The 16,162-nt window shown below is 63.7% G+C and carries 14 protein-coding genes; 7 read left to right on the top strand and 7 right to left on the bottom strand.

All coding sequences use genetic code 11. From position 1 onward, the window contains the following. The gene (gene def, locus IPL79_07745; protein ID MBK9070875.1) at window positions 1–525 is read right to left on the bottom strand and encodes a peptide deformylase; all 525 of its coding nucleotides are present in this window, start codon (window positions 523–525) and stop codon (window positions 1–3) included. A 111-nt stretch (window positions 526–636) separates the two neighbouring features. Here def and ribA point away from each other — a divergent pair, with 111 nt between their 5' ends. From ribA to IPL79_07725, 4 genes are all read left to right on the top strand, one after another. Further along, window positions 637–1,278: a GTP cyclohydrolase II gene (gene ribA / locus IPL79_07740; GenBank protein MBK9070874.1), complete on the top strand. Its 642-nt coding sequence runs from the start codon at window positions 637–639 to the stop codon at window positions 1,276–1,278. Next, window positions 1,275–2,375: an Mrp/NBP35 family ATP-binding protein gene (locus tag IPL79_07735; GenBank protein MBK9070873.1), complete on the top strand. Its 1,101-nt coding sequence runs from the start codon at window positions 1,275–1,277 to the stop codon at window positions 2,373–2,375. The genes ribA and IPL79_07735 overlap by 4 nt, the downstream gene beginning before the upstream one ends. Window positions 2,376–2,454: 79 nt before the next feature. Continuing rightward, window positions 2,455–4,419, top strand: a complete 1,965-nt coding sequence (locus IPL79_07730) for a hypothetical protein (protein MBK9070872.1) — start codon at window positions 2,455–2,457, stop codon at window positions 4,417–4,419. Window positions 4,420–4,438: 19 nt separating this feature from the next. Beyond that, window positions 4,439–5,155, top strand: a complete 717-nt coding sequence (locus tag IPL79_07725) for a hypothetical protein (protein ID MBK9070871.1) — start codon at window positions 4,439–4,441, stop codon at window positions 5,153–5,155. 9 nt (window positions 5,156–5,164) lie between these two features. Here IPL79_07725 and IPL79_07720 read toward each other — a convergent pair whose 3' ends face one another. Genes IPL79_07720 through IPL79_07710 form a run of 3 tightly spaced genes read right to left on the bottom strand, consistent with a single transcriptional unit; the run spans window position 5,165 to window position 8,298 of the window. After that, on the bottom strand, window positions 5,165–6,595 hold the full coding sequence (locus IPL79_07720) for a hypothetical protein (GenBank protein ID MBK9070870.1): 1,431 nt from the start codon (window positions 6,593–6,595) through the stop codon (window positions 5,165–5,167). A gap of 45 nt (window positions 6,596–6,640) precedes the next feature. After that, complete coding sequence (locus tag IPL79_07715) at window positions 6,641–7,030, bottom strand: hypothetical protein (GenBank protein MBK9070869.1); 390 nt, start codon at window positions 7,028–7,030, stop codon at window positions 6,641–6,643. Between the two features lie 44 nt (window positions 7,031–7,074). Continuing rightward, window positions 7,075–8,298, bottom strand: a complete 1,224-nt coding sequence (locus IPL79_07710) for a TIGR02266 family protein (protein ID MBK9070868.1) — start codon at window positions 8,296–8,298, stop codon at window positions 7,075–7,077. Between the two features lie 121 nt (window positions 8,299–8,419). Here IPL79_07710 and ggt point away from each other — a divergent pair, with 121 nt between their 5' ends. The 3 genes from ggt (at window position 8,420) to IPL79_07695 (ending at window position 13,438) form a co-directional block, all read left to right on the top strand. Next, window positions 8,420–10,126: a gamma-glutamyltransferase gene (gene ggt / locus IPL79_07705; protein MBK9070867.1), complete on the top strand. Its 1,707-nt coding sequence runs from the start codon at window positions 8,420–8,422 to the stop codon at window positions 10,124–10,126. A 48-nt stretch (window positions 10,127–10,174) separates the two neighbouring features. Further along, window positions 10,175–11,707 carry an acetyl-CoA carboxylase biotin carboxylase subunit gene (locus IPL79_07700; GenBank protein ID MBK9070866.1) on the top strand — a complete coding sequence of 511 codons (1,533 nt, stop codon included), beginning with the start codon at window positions 10,175–10,177 and terminating at the stop codon, window positions 11,705–11,707. Between the two features lie 117 nt (window positions 11,708–11,824). Beyond that, window positions 11,825–13,438, top strand: a complete 1,614-nt coding sequence (locus tag IPL79_07695) for a CTP synthase (GenBank protein ID MBK9070865.1) — start codon at window positions 11,825–11,827, stop codon at window positions 13,436–13,438. Window positions 13,439–14,049: 611 nt separating this feature from the next. Here the strand turns inward: IPL79_07695 and IPL79_07690 are convergent. From IPL79_07690 to IPL79_07680, 3 genes are all read right to left on the bottom strand, one after another. Beyond that, the gene (locus tag IPL79_07690) at window positions 14,050–14,979 is read right to left on the bottom strand and encodes a hypothetical protein (protein MBK9070864.1); all 930 of its coding nucleotides are present in this window, start codon (window positions 14,977–14,979) and stop codon (window positions 14,050–14,052) included. 231 nt (window positions 14,980–15,210) lie between these two features. Beyond that, window positions 15,211–15,591, bottom strand: a complete 381-nt coding sequence (locus tag IPL79_07685) for a HigA family addiction module antidote protein (protein ID MBK9070863.1) — start codon at window positions 15,589–15,591, stop codon at window positions 15,211–15,213. Next, complete coding sequence (locus IPL79_07680) at window positions 15,566–15,850, bottom strand: type II toxin-antitoxin system RelE/ParE family toxin (GenBank protein MBK9070862.1); 285 nt, start codon at window positions 15,848–15,850, stop codon at window positions 15,566–15,568. Before IPL79_07680 ends, IPL79_07685 begins: the two co-directional genes overlap by 26 nt. Between the last annotated feature and the right edge of the window lie 312 nt (window positions 15,851–16,162).

The raw sequence follows: 16,162 nt of genomic DNA, 5'->3' as shown, positions 1-16,162 counted from the left end.
CTAGCCCTCGGCGCGTTCGCGGTCGAGCCGCAGCAACTTCTTCTTCATCATCTGCTTCTTGAGCGGACCGGCATAGTCGGCGAGCGTCTTGCCGGTGAGGTGATCGTTTTCATGCAACATGCAGCGCGCGAGCAGGCCTTCGCCTTCCATTTCAAACAGCTCCCCCTGCAAGTTCATGGCACGCAGCCGGGCCCGCACCGGGCGGTCGATTTTGATATAGATTTTGGGAAACGAAAGGCAGCCCTCTTCGACCTCTTCGGTTTCTTCGCTCACCCACATTACTTCTGGGTTAATGAACGCCACCGGGTCGTCGGCTTGGGTCTTGCCTGCGAGCTCCGCCTCGACCAAGAACATGCGCGTCGGGTCGCCGATCTGAATGGCCGCGATGCCGAGGCCTCGCTCGGCGAACATGGTTTCCTTAAGATCGTTGTACAGCGCGCGCACCTCGTCGGTGATCGCCGTCACCGCGCGCGTGGGCTGGGTAAGCCGCGGATCCGGCCAATAGACGACGTCCCTCACTGCCATGCATGCAACGTAGGGCGCGCGGGGGCCTCTGTCAACGCGGATTCGGGCGTCGCGCCTGCGGCGCCTGCTATCACCATGTGCCGGGTTGACAACCCTGCGCCTTAGGGTCATATCTGCGCCGTGACCTCAGGCCTTCTGCGCTATGCTCAAAGCAGCCTGCCCGTGCCCGCTGGCGTGTTTACGCTGTACGTGTATCGCACTGGGCAGGCGCGCACGCTAGGCCAGTCGGCGGTCGGCGGCGGCATCGACGGCGAGCAAGAGCACGTTGCCATGGTCATGGGCGACCTTGGCGGGGCCGCCCCAGTGCTGGCGCGTGTTCACTCGGCATGTTTCACTGGCGAGGTGCTGCACTCCTTGCGCTGCGATTGCCGCGCGCAGCTCGACGAAGCCCTGGCCCGCATCGCCGCCGAAGGCCGCGGCGTGCTGGTCTACTTGGTGCAAGAGGGCCGCGGCATCGGCCTTGGCAACAAGGTGCGCGCCTATGCCCTGCAAGATCAGGGCAAGGATACCGTCGACGCCAACGTCGAGCTTGGGTTCGACGCGGACGCGCGCGACTATGAGCTCGCCGCCGCCATCTTGCGCGACCTCGGCGTGCGCGCGGTACGCCTGATGACCAACAACCCCGCCAAGATTTCAGGCCTGCAGGCCGCCGGCATCGACGTCGCCGGCCATCAGGCCCATTGGGTCGCTGCCTCGGCGGAGAGCCAAGCCTACCTCGATGTCAAGAAAGCCAAGATGGGTCACATTAAATGAGCCAGCCACATGTAACCGACGTCACCGTCAAGCAAGCGCTTGGCAGCGTGATCGATCCAATTTTTGAACACGACATCGTAAGCTACCGGATTCTTAAAAGCTTCGTCGTGGAGGGGCGCGATGTCACCGTGCGACTGGAGATTCCAACCCACGCCTATCCAGTCGCCGCGCGGCGCGAGCTGTCGCAACGCATCGAGACCGCCCTTACGCAAGCGGGGGCCGGCAAGGTCACGGTTATCCCGGAGGTCGTTACCGCCTACGTGCCAGCGCCCAGCGATAAGGCGATTCTCAAGGGCCCCAAGAACATCATCGCGGTGGCCGCGGGCAAGGGCGGCGTTGGCAAATCCACGGTGTCGACCAATCTGGCGCTGTCGTTGGCGCGCATGGGTGCCAGCGTTGGCCTCCTCGATGCCGACGTCTTTGGCCCGTCGATTCCCACCATGCTTGGACCCGCCGAGGTGTCGCCGGGCACCACCGAAGACAAAAAAATAATTCCCGCGATTCACCACGGCATCAAGGTCATCTCGGTCGGCTTCTTTGTGGATCGCTCAGAGGCGGTGGTCTGGCGTGGCCCGATGGTGCATCGCCTGTTGCAGCAGTTCTTGGGCGACGTGGTGTGGGGTGACCTTGACTACCTGATTTGCGATTTGCCGCCCGGCACCGGCGATGTCCAGCTCTCGCTATCGCAGCTAATCCCTATCACGGGAGCGGTCATGGTGACGACGCCGCAAGAAGTCTCCATCGTCGATGTGGTCAAGGGCATCGCAATGTTCGAAAAGGTCGAAATCCCTATCTTGGGGCTGGTTGAAAACATGTCGTACTACGACTGTCCCGCCTGCGGCCATCACGACGAGATTTTCTCACACGGCGGTGGCAAACGGCTGGCGGCCGAAATTGGCGCGGATTTCTTTGGCGAAATTCCGATCGACACCCGCATCCGCTTTGGCGGCGACGCGGGCATTCCCATCGTCGTCGCCAATCCCGACTCGGCGCAGTCCTTGCGATTTGCTGATATCGCCCAGAAAACTGCGATCAAGATCGCGCGCGCGGTCCTGAGCAAGCCCAAGAAGGCCGCCCGCCTCGCCGTGATTCGGTAGGCCCGGGTTCGGCGACCCAGCGCTAAGCTGTGGCGCCAGCCACGCCAAGGGGGGAGGGCCTCGTGCTAGGGTTTGCCGCATGAGCAAGCGTTTATTGTTCGCGGCGATGGCGGCGTGCCTCGCGGCCGGTTGTGACGGAGCCTCTGAACCGGCGAACCCATGCAGCCTCTTTAGCGATGGCAGCCCCGGCACGTGCTTGTCGCCGTGGCCGTCACTGGAATATTTGGCTGAGGATCGCGACACCGCGACGGGCTTTCATATCGACATAAACTCCGGCGCGATGCCGGTAAATTACGACAACGTCGCCGCTGATTCTTCCCCATTTGCGCTCTATGATGGCTTCGCGCCGACGGGTCCGATCTTAGTGGGATTCGCGTCGGGCGTGTCCGCCGAAGGCCTTATTGGCCCCGACGACATCGCGCAGTCGGTTGCACCAGGCGCGTCGATCTTGCTGCTTGATCTGGAGACTGGGCAGCGACTGCCGTATTTTGCCGAGCCCGACGCTGGTGCCTCGTCGGCGCGCGAACAGCTGCTCATTATCAGGCCGGTTACGCGCTTGCCGGCCGCGAGCCGCATGCTCGTGGTGATTACCTCCCAGGTGCGCGCGGCCGATGGCAGCGCCTTGGTAAGGCCGCCCGCCTTTGACGCCCTGGTGCGCGGGGCCTCATTTGACCATCCGGCCTTTGCGCGCATGCAGGCGCATTTTCCCGCGTGGCACGACGCCATTGATGCGCAGGCCGTTGCGATGAGCGAGGTTGTCTTGGCGTGGGAGTTCGTCACCGCCTCCGATGAGATGCTCACGCGCGACCTTACGGTGATGAGCGGGCTGGCGCTTAACTACCTACAAGACCTCTCGGCCTCGCAGGGGTTTGAGGTGGTGGAGGAGACGCCACTAGACGACGGCGTCAAGCACTTGCTCTTCGGGTCGTTTGATTCGGCGAACTTTTTGTCGGGCGAAGACAGGCTCGAAGCCTCCGTGCTCGTGCGCGACGATGCGGGGGCGCCAACCTTGCAAGGGGCGCGTGAGGCCAGCCTGGTCGTCATCGTGCCCAAGTGCATTGATACCGCGCCGGCCCAATTGCCCGTGATCATGCTCGGGCACGGGGTCTTCGGCGCCGCCGCGGGGTTTCTCGAGGATCGCCTGTTCCAGAGCGTCGCCGAGCGTTATTGCGTGATCCTGGTGGCGACCGACTACAACGGCCTCGCCGAGCGGCAGATTCCGCTGGTGCCGCTGATCGTCAACGATCTCAATCGCACGCCGGCGATCACCGATAAGATTCCGCAGGGTGTGATCGATTTTATCGCGCTCGAACACTTGGTGCGCGGCAATCTTGGCACCTCGCCCTATCTGCAGCGCGACAACGCATCGATGATTGATACGTCGCAAGTCTACTACCTTGGTGGATCGCTCGGCGGCACCATGGGGCATGTCTTCATGGCCTACGATCCGCACGTCATGCGCGCGACGCTGGGCGTCGCCGGCGGCATGTGGTCGATGCTGCTGGAGCGCAGCAATGCGTGGATCTTGCTGCAAGGCACGGCGCGCGCCGCCTACGCGACGCAATTTGAGTATCAATTGCTCATCGCGCTGCTTGGCCTGCGGATCGAACCCTATGATTCGGCGACCACCGCGCAGCGCGTCCTGGCCGACCCCATGCCGGGCGTCCCGGCCAAACAGATCTTGCTCTATGAGGCGGTCGGCGACGCGCTCGTGTCCAACTACGTCACCGAGAGCATGGCGCGCACCATGGGCCTGGCGACGCTGGCACCCGCGACGCGCCCGGTCTACGACATCGAGGCCACCGCGGGCCCGCTGACCAGCGCCTTCATGGCGTATGACGAGGCGCCGACGCCGCTGCCATCGCTGCAGAATATCCCGCCGTCCGACGACAACGGCACCCACGGCGGCATTCATGGTTGGGCGGCGCTGCTCGATCAAATCGAAGAGTTCACCATGCAAGGTGTCATCAATAACTACTGCACGGCCGACGGCTTGCCGGCGCCTTGCCTGTGCGCCACCGGCGCGTGCGGTAGCAAGCAATAGCGGCGGATCGGACCCGGCAATGGAAGCATGGCTCTATATCGTTGGCGGCGGCACGCTGCTGTATTTTGGCGCCGAATGGTTCGTCGCCGGCGCGTCGGCGATCGCGCTGGCGTTGAAGATTCCCCAGCTCATCGTCGGCCTCACGGTGGTCGCCTACGGCACCTCGGCGCCCGAGATCGTGGTCGGCATAAGCGCCGCGGCGTCGGGCCACGGCGCGGTCGCGCTTGCGTTGGGCGCGGCGGTAACCGGCGCGGCCGCCGACGTCGCGGGTGCGCCCGCGTCCTCCGCGAGCCTGGGCCGATCGGCGCTCATCGCGATCGGGGGCCTGGCCATCTTGCTGGTCGGCGGCTCGATCTTTATCGACGGCGCGGTGGCGATCGCAAAGTCACTCGGCGTCGGCGATCGCGTGATTGGCCTGACCATAGTCGCGATTGGCACCTCGCTGCCCGAGCTCATCACCAGCCTGGTGGCGGCGCGCAAGGGCTTCGCCGACATCGCGGTCGGCAACGTCATCGGTTCAAATATCTTCAACGTCTTGCTGTGCCTGGGCAGCGCGGGCCTGGTCGGCACGATCGCGATGCCGATAGCGGAGCTAGCCTTTGACCTTGGCATGCTCGTGCTCATGACGAGCCTGGCGGCCTTGTTCATTCGCAGCGAGCGCACCATCTCGCGCGGCGAGGGCGCCATCGCGCTTGGCTTGTACGTCGCCTACACGCTGGCGACGCTGCTCCGCTAAGGCTGCGAGCTACGACAGCTTCTGCAGCAGTTGCTGCGCGGCAATGAGCGACGGGTCGACGCTCAGCGCCTCGCGCAGGTGAAAGCGTGCGCTGTCGGCATCGTTGTCGGCGGCGCAGAGCAGCGCGAGCGCCAGCATCGCGCGCGGCCACGGGCGGATGCCCGCCATGACCGCCTCGGCCGAGGCGCGCGCGACACGTGCGGCCTCGACGCGGTCGCCACCGCCGGCGAGTTGGACGCGATAGCGCGCCCACGCCAACGTGGTCTCATACTCGGGATGGCCGGGATGGTAGCGACACGCCGCGGCGAGGTCGCCCACGGCGCGATGAATATCCCCCGCGGCCATCGCCTGTTGGCCACGCGCCGCGGCGTCGCTTCCCATATGCACGGTCTGTGGATCGACGACCCAGGTGCTCTTGAGCTGCGCCTGGCGCGCGGCGACCCAATCGTTGTAGCGCCCGCGATCGGCCATGTCGGTGAGGACGGCGCGCGCCTTTTGGGCGAGCTGCCACATGGCCTCGACGTGCTTGCCGACGTCGCCAAGATCAAACGTGGCGAGCACCTGCGGCGAGTAGCGGCGGGCGACCAAGGCATACGCGATCTCAATGTCCTTGGGCTCGGCCGCGGGCGTCACCTCAAGCACGTCAAAAAATGTGCTGCCCTCCAGCCGCGCCATGCGCGCGCGCAGGTGGTCGCGAATATGCGCCAAGGCCCGCCGCCGCGGCGTCGCGCGGTCGATCGGATCGGGCGTGAGGGTGATCGCGCCGACCGAGGCCAACACCCACAGGAGGCGCGCGGCGTGCCACGCATCGATGGGGCCCTTCTTCAGCAATTGCTGCACGGTGAAGGTGCCATCGAGGTGGGCACAGAATTGCACCTCGGGGATTTGCAACGCGCGCTTCTGCCGCAACATCGCCAGCACGTCGGTTGAGGTGCCATAGTGATAGGTATGCCAACGCAGCGCGCCGCGCACGAGTTCGAGATCGGCCGTGCCTTGCGCCGCGACGATCTGCGCCGCGTCATCTTCCGGGGTCGCCGCGGCAGTCAAGCCGAGCGCGGCGCGAGCCAGGCCGCGGGTCATCGCCGCCGCGAAGCGCAGACGCGCCGCCTCGCCGACGATCTGCGCTAACTGCGTCGCCGCGACGTCGCTGCGTGCGTAGGCGATCCGCGCCGCCTTGGCCTTGGCCTCGTTATCGCCGCGCATGCCACAGGCCACCAGGCCTGGGGTGGGGTCAATCGTGCGCCAGCTCGAGAGCGTTGCCTCGAGCCTGGGGCCCAACGTATCGATATCGATGAGCACGACGTCGTAGTCGCCGTGCGATCGCACGACGGGCCCCGCCGCGGCCGTCGCATCCCAGATCGCTTCGATCTCGAGCGCTTCCAAGGATTCTTGGAGTTGCAGGCTCAGGCCAACATCGGCAAACGCAAGCAGGACGCGCACGACCCTAATTCTAACATGCGGTCGCGAAGCGAGGGCGGCCGGAGGCTACGGGTTTATCCACGTCGGTTTTTGATCTTTGGTTGTCGGCGCTGGCTGTGGGGCGGGCGCGGGGGGCACCGTCGGCGTCGTCGCTGGCGCTGTCGTCGCGGGAGGTGTTGTCGTGGGTGGTGTGGGAGCGGGCGCTGGCTGTGGCGTCGGGGCCGGTGGCGTCGTCGCTGGAGTCGTCGCCGGAGTTGTCGCCGGAGTTGTCGCCGGGTCCGTTGCGGGGCTGGTCACAGCAGGATCGCTGGCCGGGGCCACCGTCGGCGTGGTTGGTGGCGCGATCGGTTTGGCCACCGCGACGGGCCGGCGACGAGGCACGCGCGGCGCCGGCAACGGCCGCGTTGGCACGGCGACGAGCGAGGCGACGACGGTTTCGCCAGCCTTGACGCGCACAGAGGCATCGCGAAAGCCGGGCGCGGAGACCGTGGCCGAAAGCTCTATGTCGCGTGGCGCCTGAACGGCAAAGGGTGCGGGGCCGCTAATGTTGGGGCCGATCGAGGCCGGAGGAGCAACAAGCGTGACTTGCGCACCGGGCGCACTGGCGCTGATGATTGTCTCGACAAGCGCTGGCGCGACGACGGGGGCTCGACCTGCGTTGGCGCCGGCGTGGGTTCAATGGGGGCGGGCGTCGGCGCGGCAGAGATGGTTTCTTGCTCAGGCACGGCTGGCTCATCTGCCGTACGTAGCCCGGGCAGCACCAGCAGCACAAACGCCGCTGCGGCCGCCACGACGCCAACTGCGATGGCCGCATATAGGCCGCCTCGCCGCTTCGGCATCGCCGCGCTGCTGCCAACGGGTTGCGCGGCAAGAATTGACGCCGTCGACGGTCGTTGCACCGCGACGGTATGCACGTCGGAATGCGTCGATGACGATGACGCCCCACCTGGAAACATCGGCGCTGCCATCGCCACCGTCGGCTCCTCGGCGCCACGTTCATCAAAGCTCGCGTCCATTAGGTCAGACACCGTAAGCGCGTCGGTGCGTTCACCCACCATGCCGATGCCAGGCCGGGTCGGCTGTGACAGCAGCTCCGAGGCCGCGGCCGCTCGCCCAATGTCGCTGTCGGCGAGCTGGCGCTGAATCTCTGAGACGGGTCGCACCTTGGTGGATTGCGCTGGCTCGTCGCTGAAATCGTCGATGGCATCGTGCTGGCCCGTTGGCGCGGCCGCGCGCTGGATCGTGCGATCATCGTCGGCATGGTCGACTTCGTCGGCAACGGTCGCGGCATAGCGCCCGACCGCATGCGGTTGCGTCTGCGCCGTGTTCTCTTTGGTCGCGTCGTCAAAGCTGACCGGTGGGCTCGACATCACCTGGCTTGGCCGGCCCTTGTGCGCGAGCACGCGGTCGAGCACGAGCTGGCTGCCGTCGTTGAGGCGATCAAAGCGCACGCCCATGCCGCTGACCGCGGTCGGGCGGTTGGGATCGCTTTCGCGAATCCACACCACCGTGCCATCGCCCCCCATCAAGGAGGTGGCGTCGCGCAGCTGAAATTCAAAGCGCAACGTGGTGCCAACCGTCAGTGGCGTCTTGGTTCGAATAAAAATGCCGCCATGCGAGATGTCGCCGGCATAGCGCTGCACAAACTCGTCGACCGAGCCGCTCTTGAACTTAATCTTAAGCGTAACGGGTGCACGCCTAGAGGGAGTGTTTGCAGGTTCCACGCCCGTTTATTGTAACAGGATCGCGCGTTACAAGCATGCGGCGCGCCGAGTTGCTGCCACCATGTAGGTATAGCTCCCACGAGGTTGCGGCTCCATGGCTAGCCCGCGTACGCTGCGCCGCATGCCCAGGCAGACATCGATAAACCTTAGGGTAGCCGTAGCGCTGTGCGCGTTGTGGTTGCAGGTAAAGCCCTCCTGGTCCGCCTCGCATCCGCCGATCACGGGGCGTGCCGGCGTGGTCGCGGCCGATGACGAGCGCGCGTCGCGTCTGGCGGCGGGCATCTTAGAGCGCGGCGGCACCGCGATTGACGCGGCGATCACGGCGGCGCTCGCGGTTGGTGTCGTTAACCCACAATCATCGGGGCTTGGCGGCGGCGGCTTTGCGGTGGTCTACATCGCGGCGACGGGGCGCTTTTATGCGTTTGATTTTCGCGAAACTGGGCCAGCCGCGATCTCGGCGGCCTTGTTTTTTGAAAACGGCGCGCTCCACCCCACGCGCTCGCAGCTCGGTGGCCTGGCAGTCGGCGTTCCCGGCGAGCTCGCGGGCTTGATTGCCTTACATCGCGAATTTGGCGTCTTGCCGTGGCGCGATTTGGTGTTGCCGGTCGCACGCCTGGCGGATCGGTTTGACGTTGGCTGGCATGCCGCGCGCGCGGTTGCCGACGCGGGCACGCCCTATGCGGCCGCATTCGCGCATTGGCAGCAGGGTGGGGTCGTCGGTAGGCCGGCGCTCGCCAAGACCTTGCGCGCGCTGGCGAGCAACCCAATGGCTATGTATCGCGGTCCGCTGGCGCGCGAGTTGGCCGCCTCTGTCGTCGCGGCGGGCGGTGTCATTACCGAAAAAGATCTTGCAGATTATTCCATCGTGACGCGCACGCCGCTGCAGGGACAGTGGCGCGGCCTGCGCGTCGTCACCATGCCGCTGCCGTCGTCGGGCGGCGTGGTGTTGCTTAGTTCACTTGGCACGATTGCGGCGAGCGGCCTCGATCTCGCGAAATTCGGCGCCGGCTCGGCCACCGCGTTTCACGTCATCGCCGAGGTGCTCAAGCATGGCTTTGCGGATCGCAGCCGCTACCTCGGCGATAGCGCGGCTTCCGCGACGTTTCTCGCCGAGATGCTGCAGCCCGCGCGGCTGGCGCGGATGGCAAAGCGCATCGATCTAAAGCGTACGCAACCCATCGCGAGCTATGGCCAAGGGCCGGCGGCTGGGCGTGGCCTGCCCGAGGATCGCGGCACCAGCCATCTTTGCGTCGTTGACGCCGCGGGCAATGCGATCGCGCTCACCACCACGGTCAACGGATATTTTGGAAGCGGCATCGTTACGCCATCGGGCATCGTGCTCAACAATCAGATCGACGATTTCACGATCGAAGCTGGCACGGCCAATCTCTATGGCTTGGTGCAGAGCGAGCTGAACTTGGTGGCGCCGGGCAAGCGCCCCTTGTCGTCGATGACGCCGACCTTGATCGCAGATGACAAGGGCATCGTCGGCTGCGTCGGCGGTTCGGGCGGGCCCAACATTATTTCGGCAACGTTGCAGGTGCTTCTTAATGGGCTTTGGTTCGGCATGGATGCCGAGGCCGCGGTAAGCGCGCCGCGCATTCATCATCAATGGGCGCCGGAGACGCTGCGGGTCGACCGCGACGTCGCGCCTGAGGTAGCCGATGCCCTGCGCGCCAAGGGGCACAAGCTCGCTGGCGCGCCGTACGGCCAGGTGCAGGCGATTTTTATTCGCAATGGCCTCATGGAGGCCGCCAGCGACCCGCGCAAGGGCGGCAGGGCGGCGGCGGCTAGGCCGGGCAGCAAGCCAAAAACGCGCCGGCCGTAGGGTCGTGCAACCTGTTCACGCGCGGGCCCTTAGGGTAGTGTCCGCGCCGTGGCAATTTCTCGAGTCTTAGTCGCCAATCGCGGGGAAATCGCGGTTCGCATCATGCGCACCTGCAAAGAGCGCAATATCGAAACCGTCGCGGTCTATAGCGATGTCGATCGCAAGTCACCGCACGTGCTCCTCGCGGACTACGCCGTGCAGCTGGGTGGCGCGGCGGCGCGCGAAAGCTATCTGCGCATGGACGCGATCTTGGAAGCCTGCAAGCGCACCGGCGCCGACGCGGTTCATCCTGGCTACGGCTTTCTCAGCGAAAACGAAGAGTTTGCGCGCGCGTGCGCGGCGGCGGGCATCATTTTTCTTGGGCCATCGCCCGAGGCCATTTACGCCATGGGCTCCAAGACCGAGGCGCGCAAGACGGTGATGGCAGCGGGTACGCCGGTGGTGCCCGGCGACAACGGGCCGCAAGGCAATGGCTTTGCCTCGGCTGAGCAGGCCGTCGCTTCGGCGAACAAGATCGGCTACCCGGTGTTGCTCAAGGCCGCAGCCGGCGGCGGCGGCAAGGGCATGCGGCTGGTGAACAATGCGGCCGACTTGCCCGCAGCCTTCGACGGCGCGCGCCGCGAAGCCAAAGCCGCTTTTGGCGACGACACCGTGTATCTCGAAAAAGCAGTCCTCGCGCCGCGGCACATCGAGATCCAAGTATTTGGCGACAGGCACGGCAACATTATTTTCCTCGGTGAGCGCGATTGCTCGATCCAGCGCCGCCACCAAAAGGTCATCGAAGAGGCGCCGTCGCCTGCGGTCAGCGACACGCTGCGGCAGGCCATGGGCAAGGCCGCGGTGGCCGCCGCCAAGGCCGTGAGCTACGTCGGCGCTGGCACCTGCGAATTCTTGCTCAGCCCGGACGGCGAGTTTTATTTCTTAGAAATGAACACGCGCCTGCAAGTCGAACACCCGGTGACCGAAATGATTTTCGGCGTCGACTTGGTCGGCTGGCAGCTCGACGTGGCTGAAGGCAAACCCTTGCCGACGCAGGCCGAGGTCGATGCGATGCGGCGCGGCCACGCGATTGAGTGCCGCATCTATGCCGAAGATTCCGTAAAGTTTTTACCATCGCCTGGCACGATAACCGGCCTGCGCGTGCCAGATGGCCCGTGGGTGCGCAACGACAGCGGCTGCTACGAAGGCAGCGAAATTTCGACTCACTACGACCCGATGATTTCAAAACTCATCGTGTGGGGCGCCGATCGCGCGGCGGCGGGGGCGCGTATGCGGCGCGCGCTTGACGAATACGACGTGCGCGGCATCGACACCAACTTGGCGTTTCATCGCCAGTGCATCCGGCACCCCGGCTTTGTCGAGGGCAAATACGACACCGGGTTTATCGGGCGTCACCACGCGGAGCTGCAGCCCGCTGCCGCCCCAGGCCTTGCGCTCGATGCGGCGCTGATTGCCGCAGCCCTGGCAGGTGCGGGCAAGCCAGGCGCCCCCGCTTCAAACGGACGAGCTGCCGCGGCGGCGATGTCAAGTGGTGCGGCGACCGATTGGTCTAACTGGCGCCGCGCGAATTTGCCGCGCTAGCCTAGGCATAGCGGTCTCTGCCAGCAGTAGCGAACCGGGTAGGGTGATCTGAATCAGGTCTAGCGTCGATCGCGCTTGCACGCGCTGCGCGAGGCCGGTAGAGCTTGCTTCCGACCTATGGCGAATCAAACCAAGTTCGTATTTGTGACAGGCGGGGTGGTGTCATCGTTGGGCAAGGGGATGGTCTCGGCCACCATTGGCGCCCTGATGGAAAATCGCGGTTTGCGCGTCGCCAACATGAAGCTGGATCCGTACATCAACGTCGATCCGGGCACGATGAATCCAACGCAGCACGGCGAGGTGTTTGTCACCGACGACGGCGCCGAAACCGATCTCGACCTTGGCCACTACGAACGTTTCGTCTCGGCGCGCATGTCGCGGCTCAACAACATCACGACCGGGCAGGTTTACAGCACGGTCATCGGCAAGGAGCGCCGCGGCGAATACCTCGGCTCGACGGTGCAGGTCATTCCGCACATCACCGATGAAATCAAGTCGCGCGTGCTGCGCTGCGCCGAAGGCCTCGACATTCTCATCGTCGAAATCGGCGGCACGGTCGGCGATATCGAGTCGCTGCCGTTTCTCGAGGCCGTGCGTCAACTTCGCGTCGAACTCGGCTTTCAGAACACCGTCTCGGTCCACGTCACGCTGGTGCCTTACATCGCCGCGGCGGGCGAATTCAAGACCAAGCCCACCCAGCACTCGGTGCAAAAGCTACGCGAGATCGGCATCGTCGCCGACATCTTGGTTTGCCGCTGCGGCACCAAGCTCAAGGAAGACCTCACGCGCAAGCTCGCCATGTTCTGCAACGTCTCGGCCGACGCGGTGTTCGAGTCGATCGACGTCGACACGGTCTATCAATTGCCGCTGCTCTTTGCGCAGCAAGGGCTCGACGACAAGCTGTGCAAGCTGCTCAATATCTGGACGCGCGCGTCGCAGCTGGGGCCATGGGAAGAAGTCGTGCGGCGAGTGCACAATCCCAAGCGCACGGTGCGCATTGGCTTTGTCGGCAAGTACGTGCAGCTGGTCGAATCGTACAAGAGCCTCAATGAGGCGCTGATTCACGCCGGCATCTTCCACGAATGCAAGGTGGATATTCGGCACCTGGACTCCGAGCTCATCGAGACCGAAGGTGCGGCCGCCATCCTAAAAGACGTCGACGGTATCTTGGTCGCCCCGGGCTTTGGCTCGCGCGGCACCGAGGGCAAGATCTTGGCCGTGCAGTACGCTCGCGAAAACAAGATCCCATTTTTTGGCATTTGCCTCGGCATGCAAATGGCCGTGGTCGAGTTCGCGCGCAACGTATGCGGCCTCGCCGGCGCCAACTCTACCGAGATGGCACCGCAAACGCCGCATCCCGTGGTCGACATCATGCACGACCAACGCGGCCTTGCCGACAAGGGCGCGACCATGCGCCTCGGCGCCTATCCCTGCGTGCTCAAGGCCGGCAGCAAGGCCGCCGATATTTACGGCACGAGCGAAATTTCCGAGCGCCATCGCCACCGCTGGGAAGTCAACAACAACTACCGCGACGCGCTCGAGCGCCACGGCATGGTGCTCTCGGGCCTCTCGCCAGATGGCCGCCTCGTGGAAATGGTCGAGCTGCCGCAGCACCCGCACTTCGTCGCCTGCCAATTTCACCCCGAATTCAAATCGCGCCCCACGGCGCCACATCCGCTGTTCGCCCGCTTCGTTAAAGCCTCCGCCGACCGCGTCGTTGCTGCCAAATAAGGTCTCTCGCGCAGGCGCGGCGTGTTCGCGGTGACCGGCAGGTGGGCGCACGTGTCTTCCTGATCGCAGATAGATGGAGGACCGGCAGGTGGGCGCACGTATCTTCCTGCTCGCAGATAGCGACCCTCCCGGGCGAAGCGAGACGGCTGTGGTATCCACATCCGTCGGTGCCACGAACACCGCCCTGCAATCTATGCTCGCGGAAGAAACGATGCGCCACCTGCCGGTAGGGTAGTGCGCGCTGGCGTGTTCGTAGTGGACCGGCAGGTGGGCGCACGTGTCTTCCTGCTCGCAGATAGCGACCCTTCGGGGTCGTGCGAGACGGCTGTGGTATCCACATCCGTCGGTGCCACCAAACACCGCCCTGCAATCTATGCTCGCGGAAGAAACGATGCGCCACCTGCCGGTAGGCCTGCTCGCCGTGGATGCGCACCGCTAACGGTTTGCTTGAGCACACCGAGGCTCATGCCGGCCGACGGCGCGACTGTCCAACCTACGCGCCTTCCGCGTCGCCACGGCGCATTGAGCCGCGTGCCGAGGCATGGAGAGGCCCGCGAAAGGATGCCGGGGCCGCGCGTGCCGTAATTGTCTGCCGCTTTATACGGACGCCTCTATTTTATGAGATCAAACACCGGCGCTACATCGCTATCGGTTAGTTTTCCCTGAGCCTGGCGCCGCGCCAAGTGGGTTAGTTTAGAAATCGCCAGCGAATAACGACTCAGGCGGCTGTCGGTGCCCAGGGTCTCGAGTTTCTTTATGAACTTTTCGAGGTCTTGGCCGCTGACCTTGCGAAAATCAACCCACAACTTTCCTGATGCCGGCTCGTACCCCGCCGATGGGGTCTCATCTTCTTCTACCATCATATTCACATCATACGTGGGTTGCGATATTGCAAACCAGGTGACTCGCTTGGCAACGGTGCCTTCGGCATCGTCGACTTCGATCAACGAGGTATCATCGTGAATTTCGACTACTAAGTCCCCTATGCGGCTAAAATGGCGTCGGCTCTGTGCGAATCGCTTGGTCTGGCCGAAGTTGTCTTTTCTAAGTATTGCCTCTGTCTCGGTCGAATGGGACCGCATCAGCCTTGGGTGCAGATGATTATTTATTGTGCCCTCATTGCTTTCCGGCGGTTGCTCCCAGTCGCGGGCGGCAACGGCTAGAGTCCTCCGTTTTGTGAGCGTGACGCTGCTGGTGCGAGTGTCCACATCATGTAATGCGTAAAATTCTCTTCTTTGCACAGGAGCATTCGTATCTTTGCTGTGTACGGTTAAGCCTCCATCGATTTGCCAAAGTGATCCTGCGAGCCCACCGCGATCGGTTGGGCCGATATACACTCTCGGATCGGTTTCCAACCGTTCTATGACTTCGAGTCTGTCGGGGAGCGCTTTTAAAACTTTTGTTTTAAATTGCTTCGCGGAAACGGGGCGTTTGGCTGCCGTTTTGACGGGCGCGATTTTTAGTTTGTCCGCTGCCGTCTCAGAGTGCACGAAGGCCCCGACCACTAATGTCAGTGCAATGCCAAAGGTTAATTGCTTCATTTTGTAGTTAATTAGCAAAGATGGTGCCAACACTATCGGCTTGCAGATGTCCCTTCCATTCTGCACGGATAGTCATAACTAACTAATATCGCGACAGATCCGCTGATGGTCCTGGCGGATTCCAGCGACAGCCGAACGCATTTGTTGGCTCGTCTGCATGCCTTGTGATGACACACGACCCCAGTTGCCACGCTTAGCCCTGCTCGAGGGCGCCGCCGCGCATGTCCATTGCTACGCCGCCTTGAGCGCACTTGGCCTGCGCCCGGGCTTTGCGGGCGCAAACTTCTTGGACGTCGCGGCGACGACCTTGCCCAGCGCGGCCGTAACCCGCTTGTCAGCGAGTGCTCGCCGCAGATCGTGGAGGCGCTGGAGATTGAGCCAGAAATCCGGCGTCATCCCGAAGAACTTGCCAAACAGCAGCGCAGATTCCACGGTGATGTTCCGTTTGCCGTTGGCTATGAGCGTCACGTAGTTGGGCGCCTTGCCGATGGCTTTTGCCATGGCATAAGGCGTGACGCCCATGGGCAGCAAAAACTCCTCCGTGAGAATGACCCCGGGGTGAATAGCCGGGCCTCCGTATGCCGGCCTAGTGATAGTCGACGATTTCGACATTGACTGCTCCTCTCTTAGCTTGGTCCCAAATAAAGCAAATACGATACTGGTCGTTGATGCGAATTGAATGCTGGCCCGCGCGATCGCCCACCAAGGCTTCCAGCCTATTTCCCGGTGGTATGCGCAAGTCAGCCAGCTCTCCCGCGGCATCGATCATCAATAGTTTCTTACGGGCTAACGTCGCGATGGCCTCAAGTCTTTTGACGCGCTTGCCTGCCCAAATGTCGGCAGATCCCGCATTTTTGAAACTAATGATCACGCTAGTAAATATGTATCAGAATAGTATATTTTGCAACTGAAATCGCGCAGCGTGACGCCCGTCACCTCGCTGCCCGCGGACAATCCGGTCCGGCCTTTTCCGTGGGTGGGTAAATGCCGGACGCCCGCAGCATCAGCACTTCGTCGTCCGCAACGTCACCCCGGATTCAAATCGCGCCCCACTGCGCCGCATCCGCTGTTTGCTCGCCTTGTCAAAGCCTCCGCCGACCGCGTCGCCGCCGCAAGTTGAGTCGCCCGCCGACGCGTGCGACGCCCCACGATGAGACGTTTGGGCCGCGCATTTAGGGAACCA

It is taken from the genome of Myxococcales bacterium (assembly GCA_016716835.1).
GTDB lineage: Bacteria > Myxococcota_A > Polyangia > Haliangiales > Haliangiaceae > JADJUW01.
This window is presented reverse-complemented; position numbering and strand designations above follow the sequence as displayed.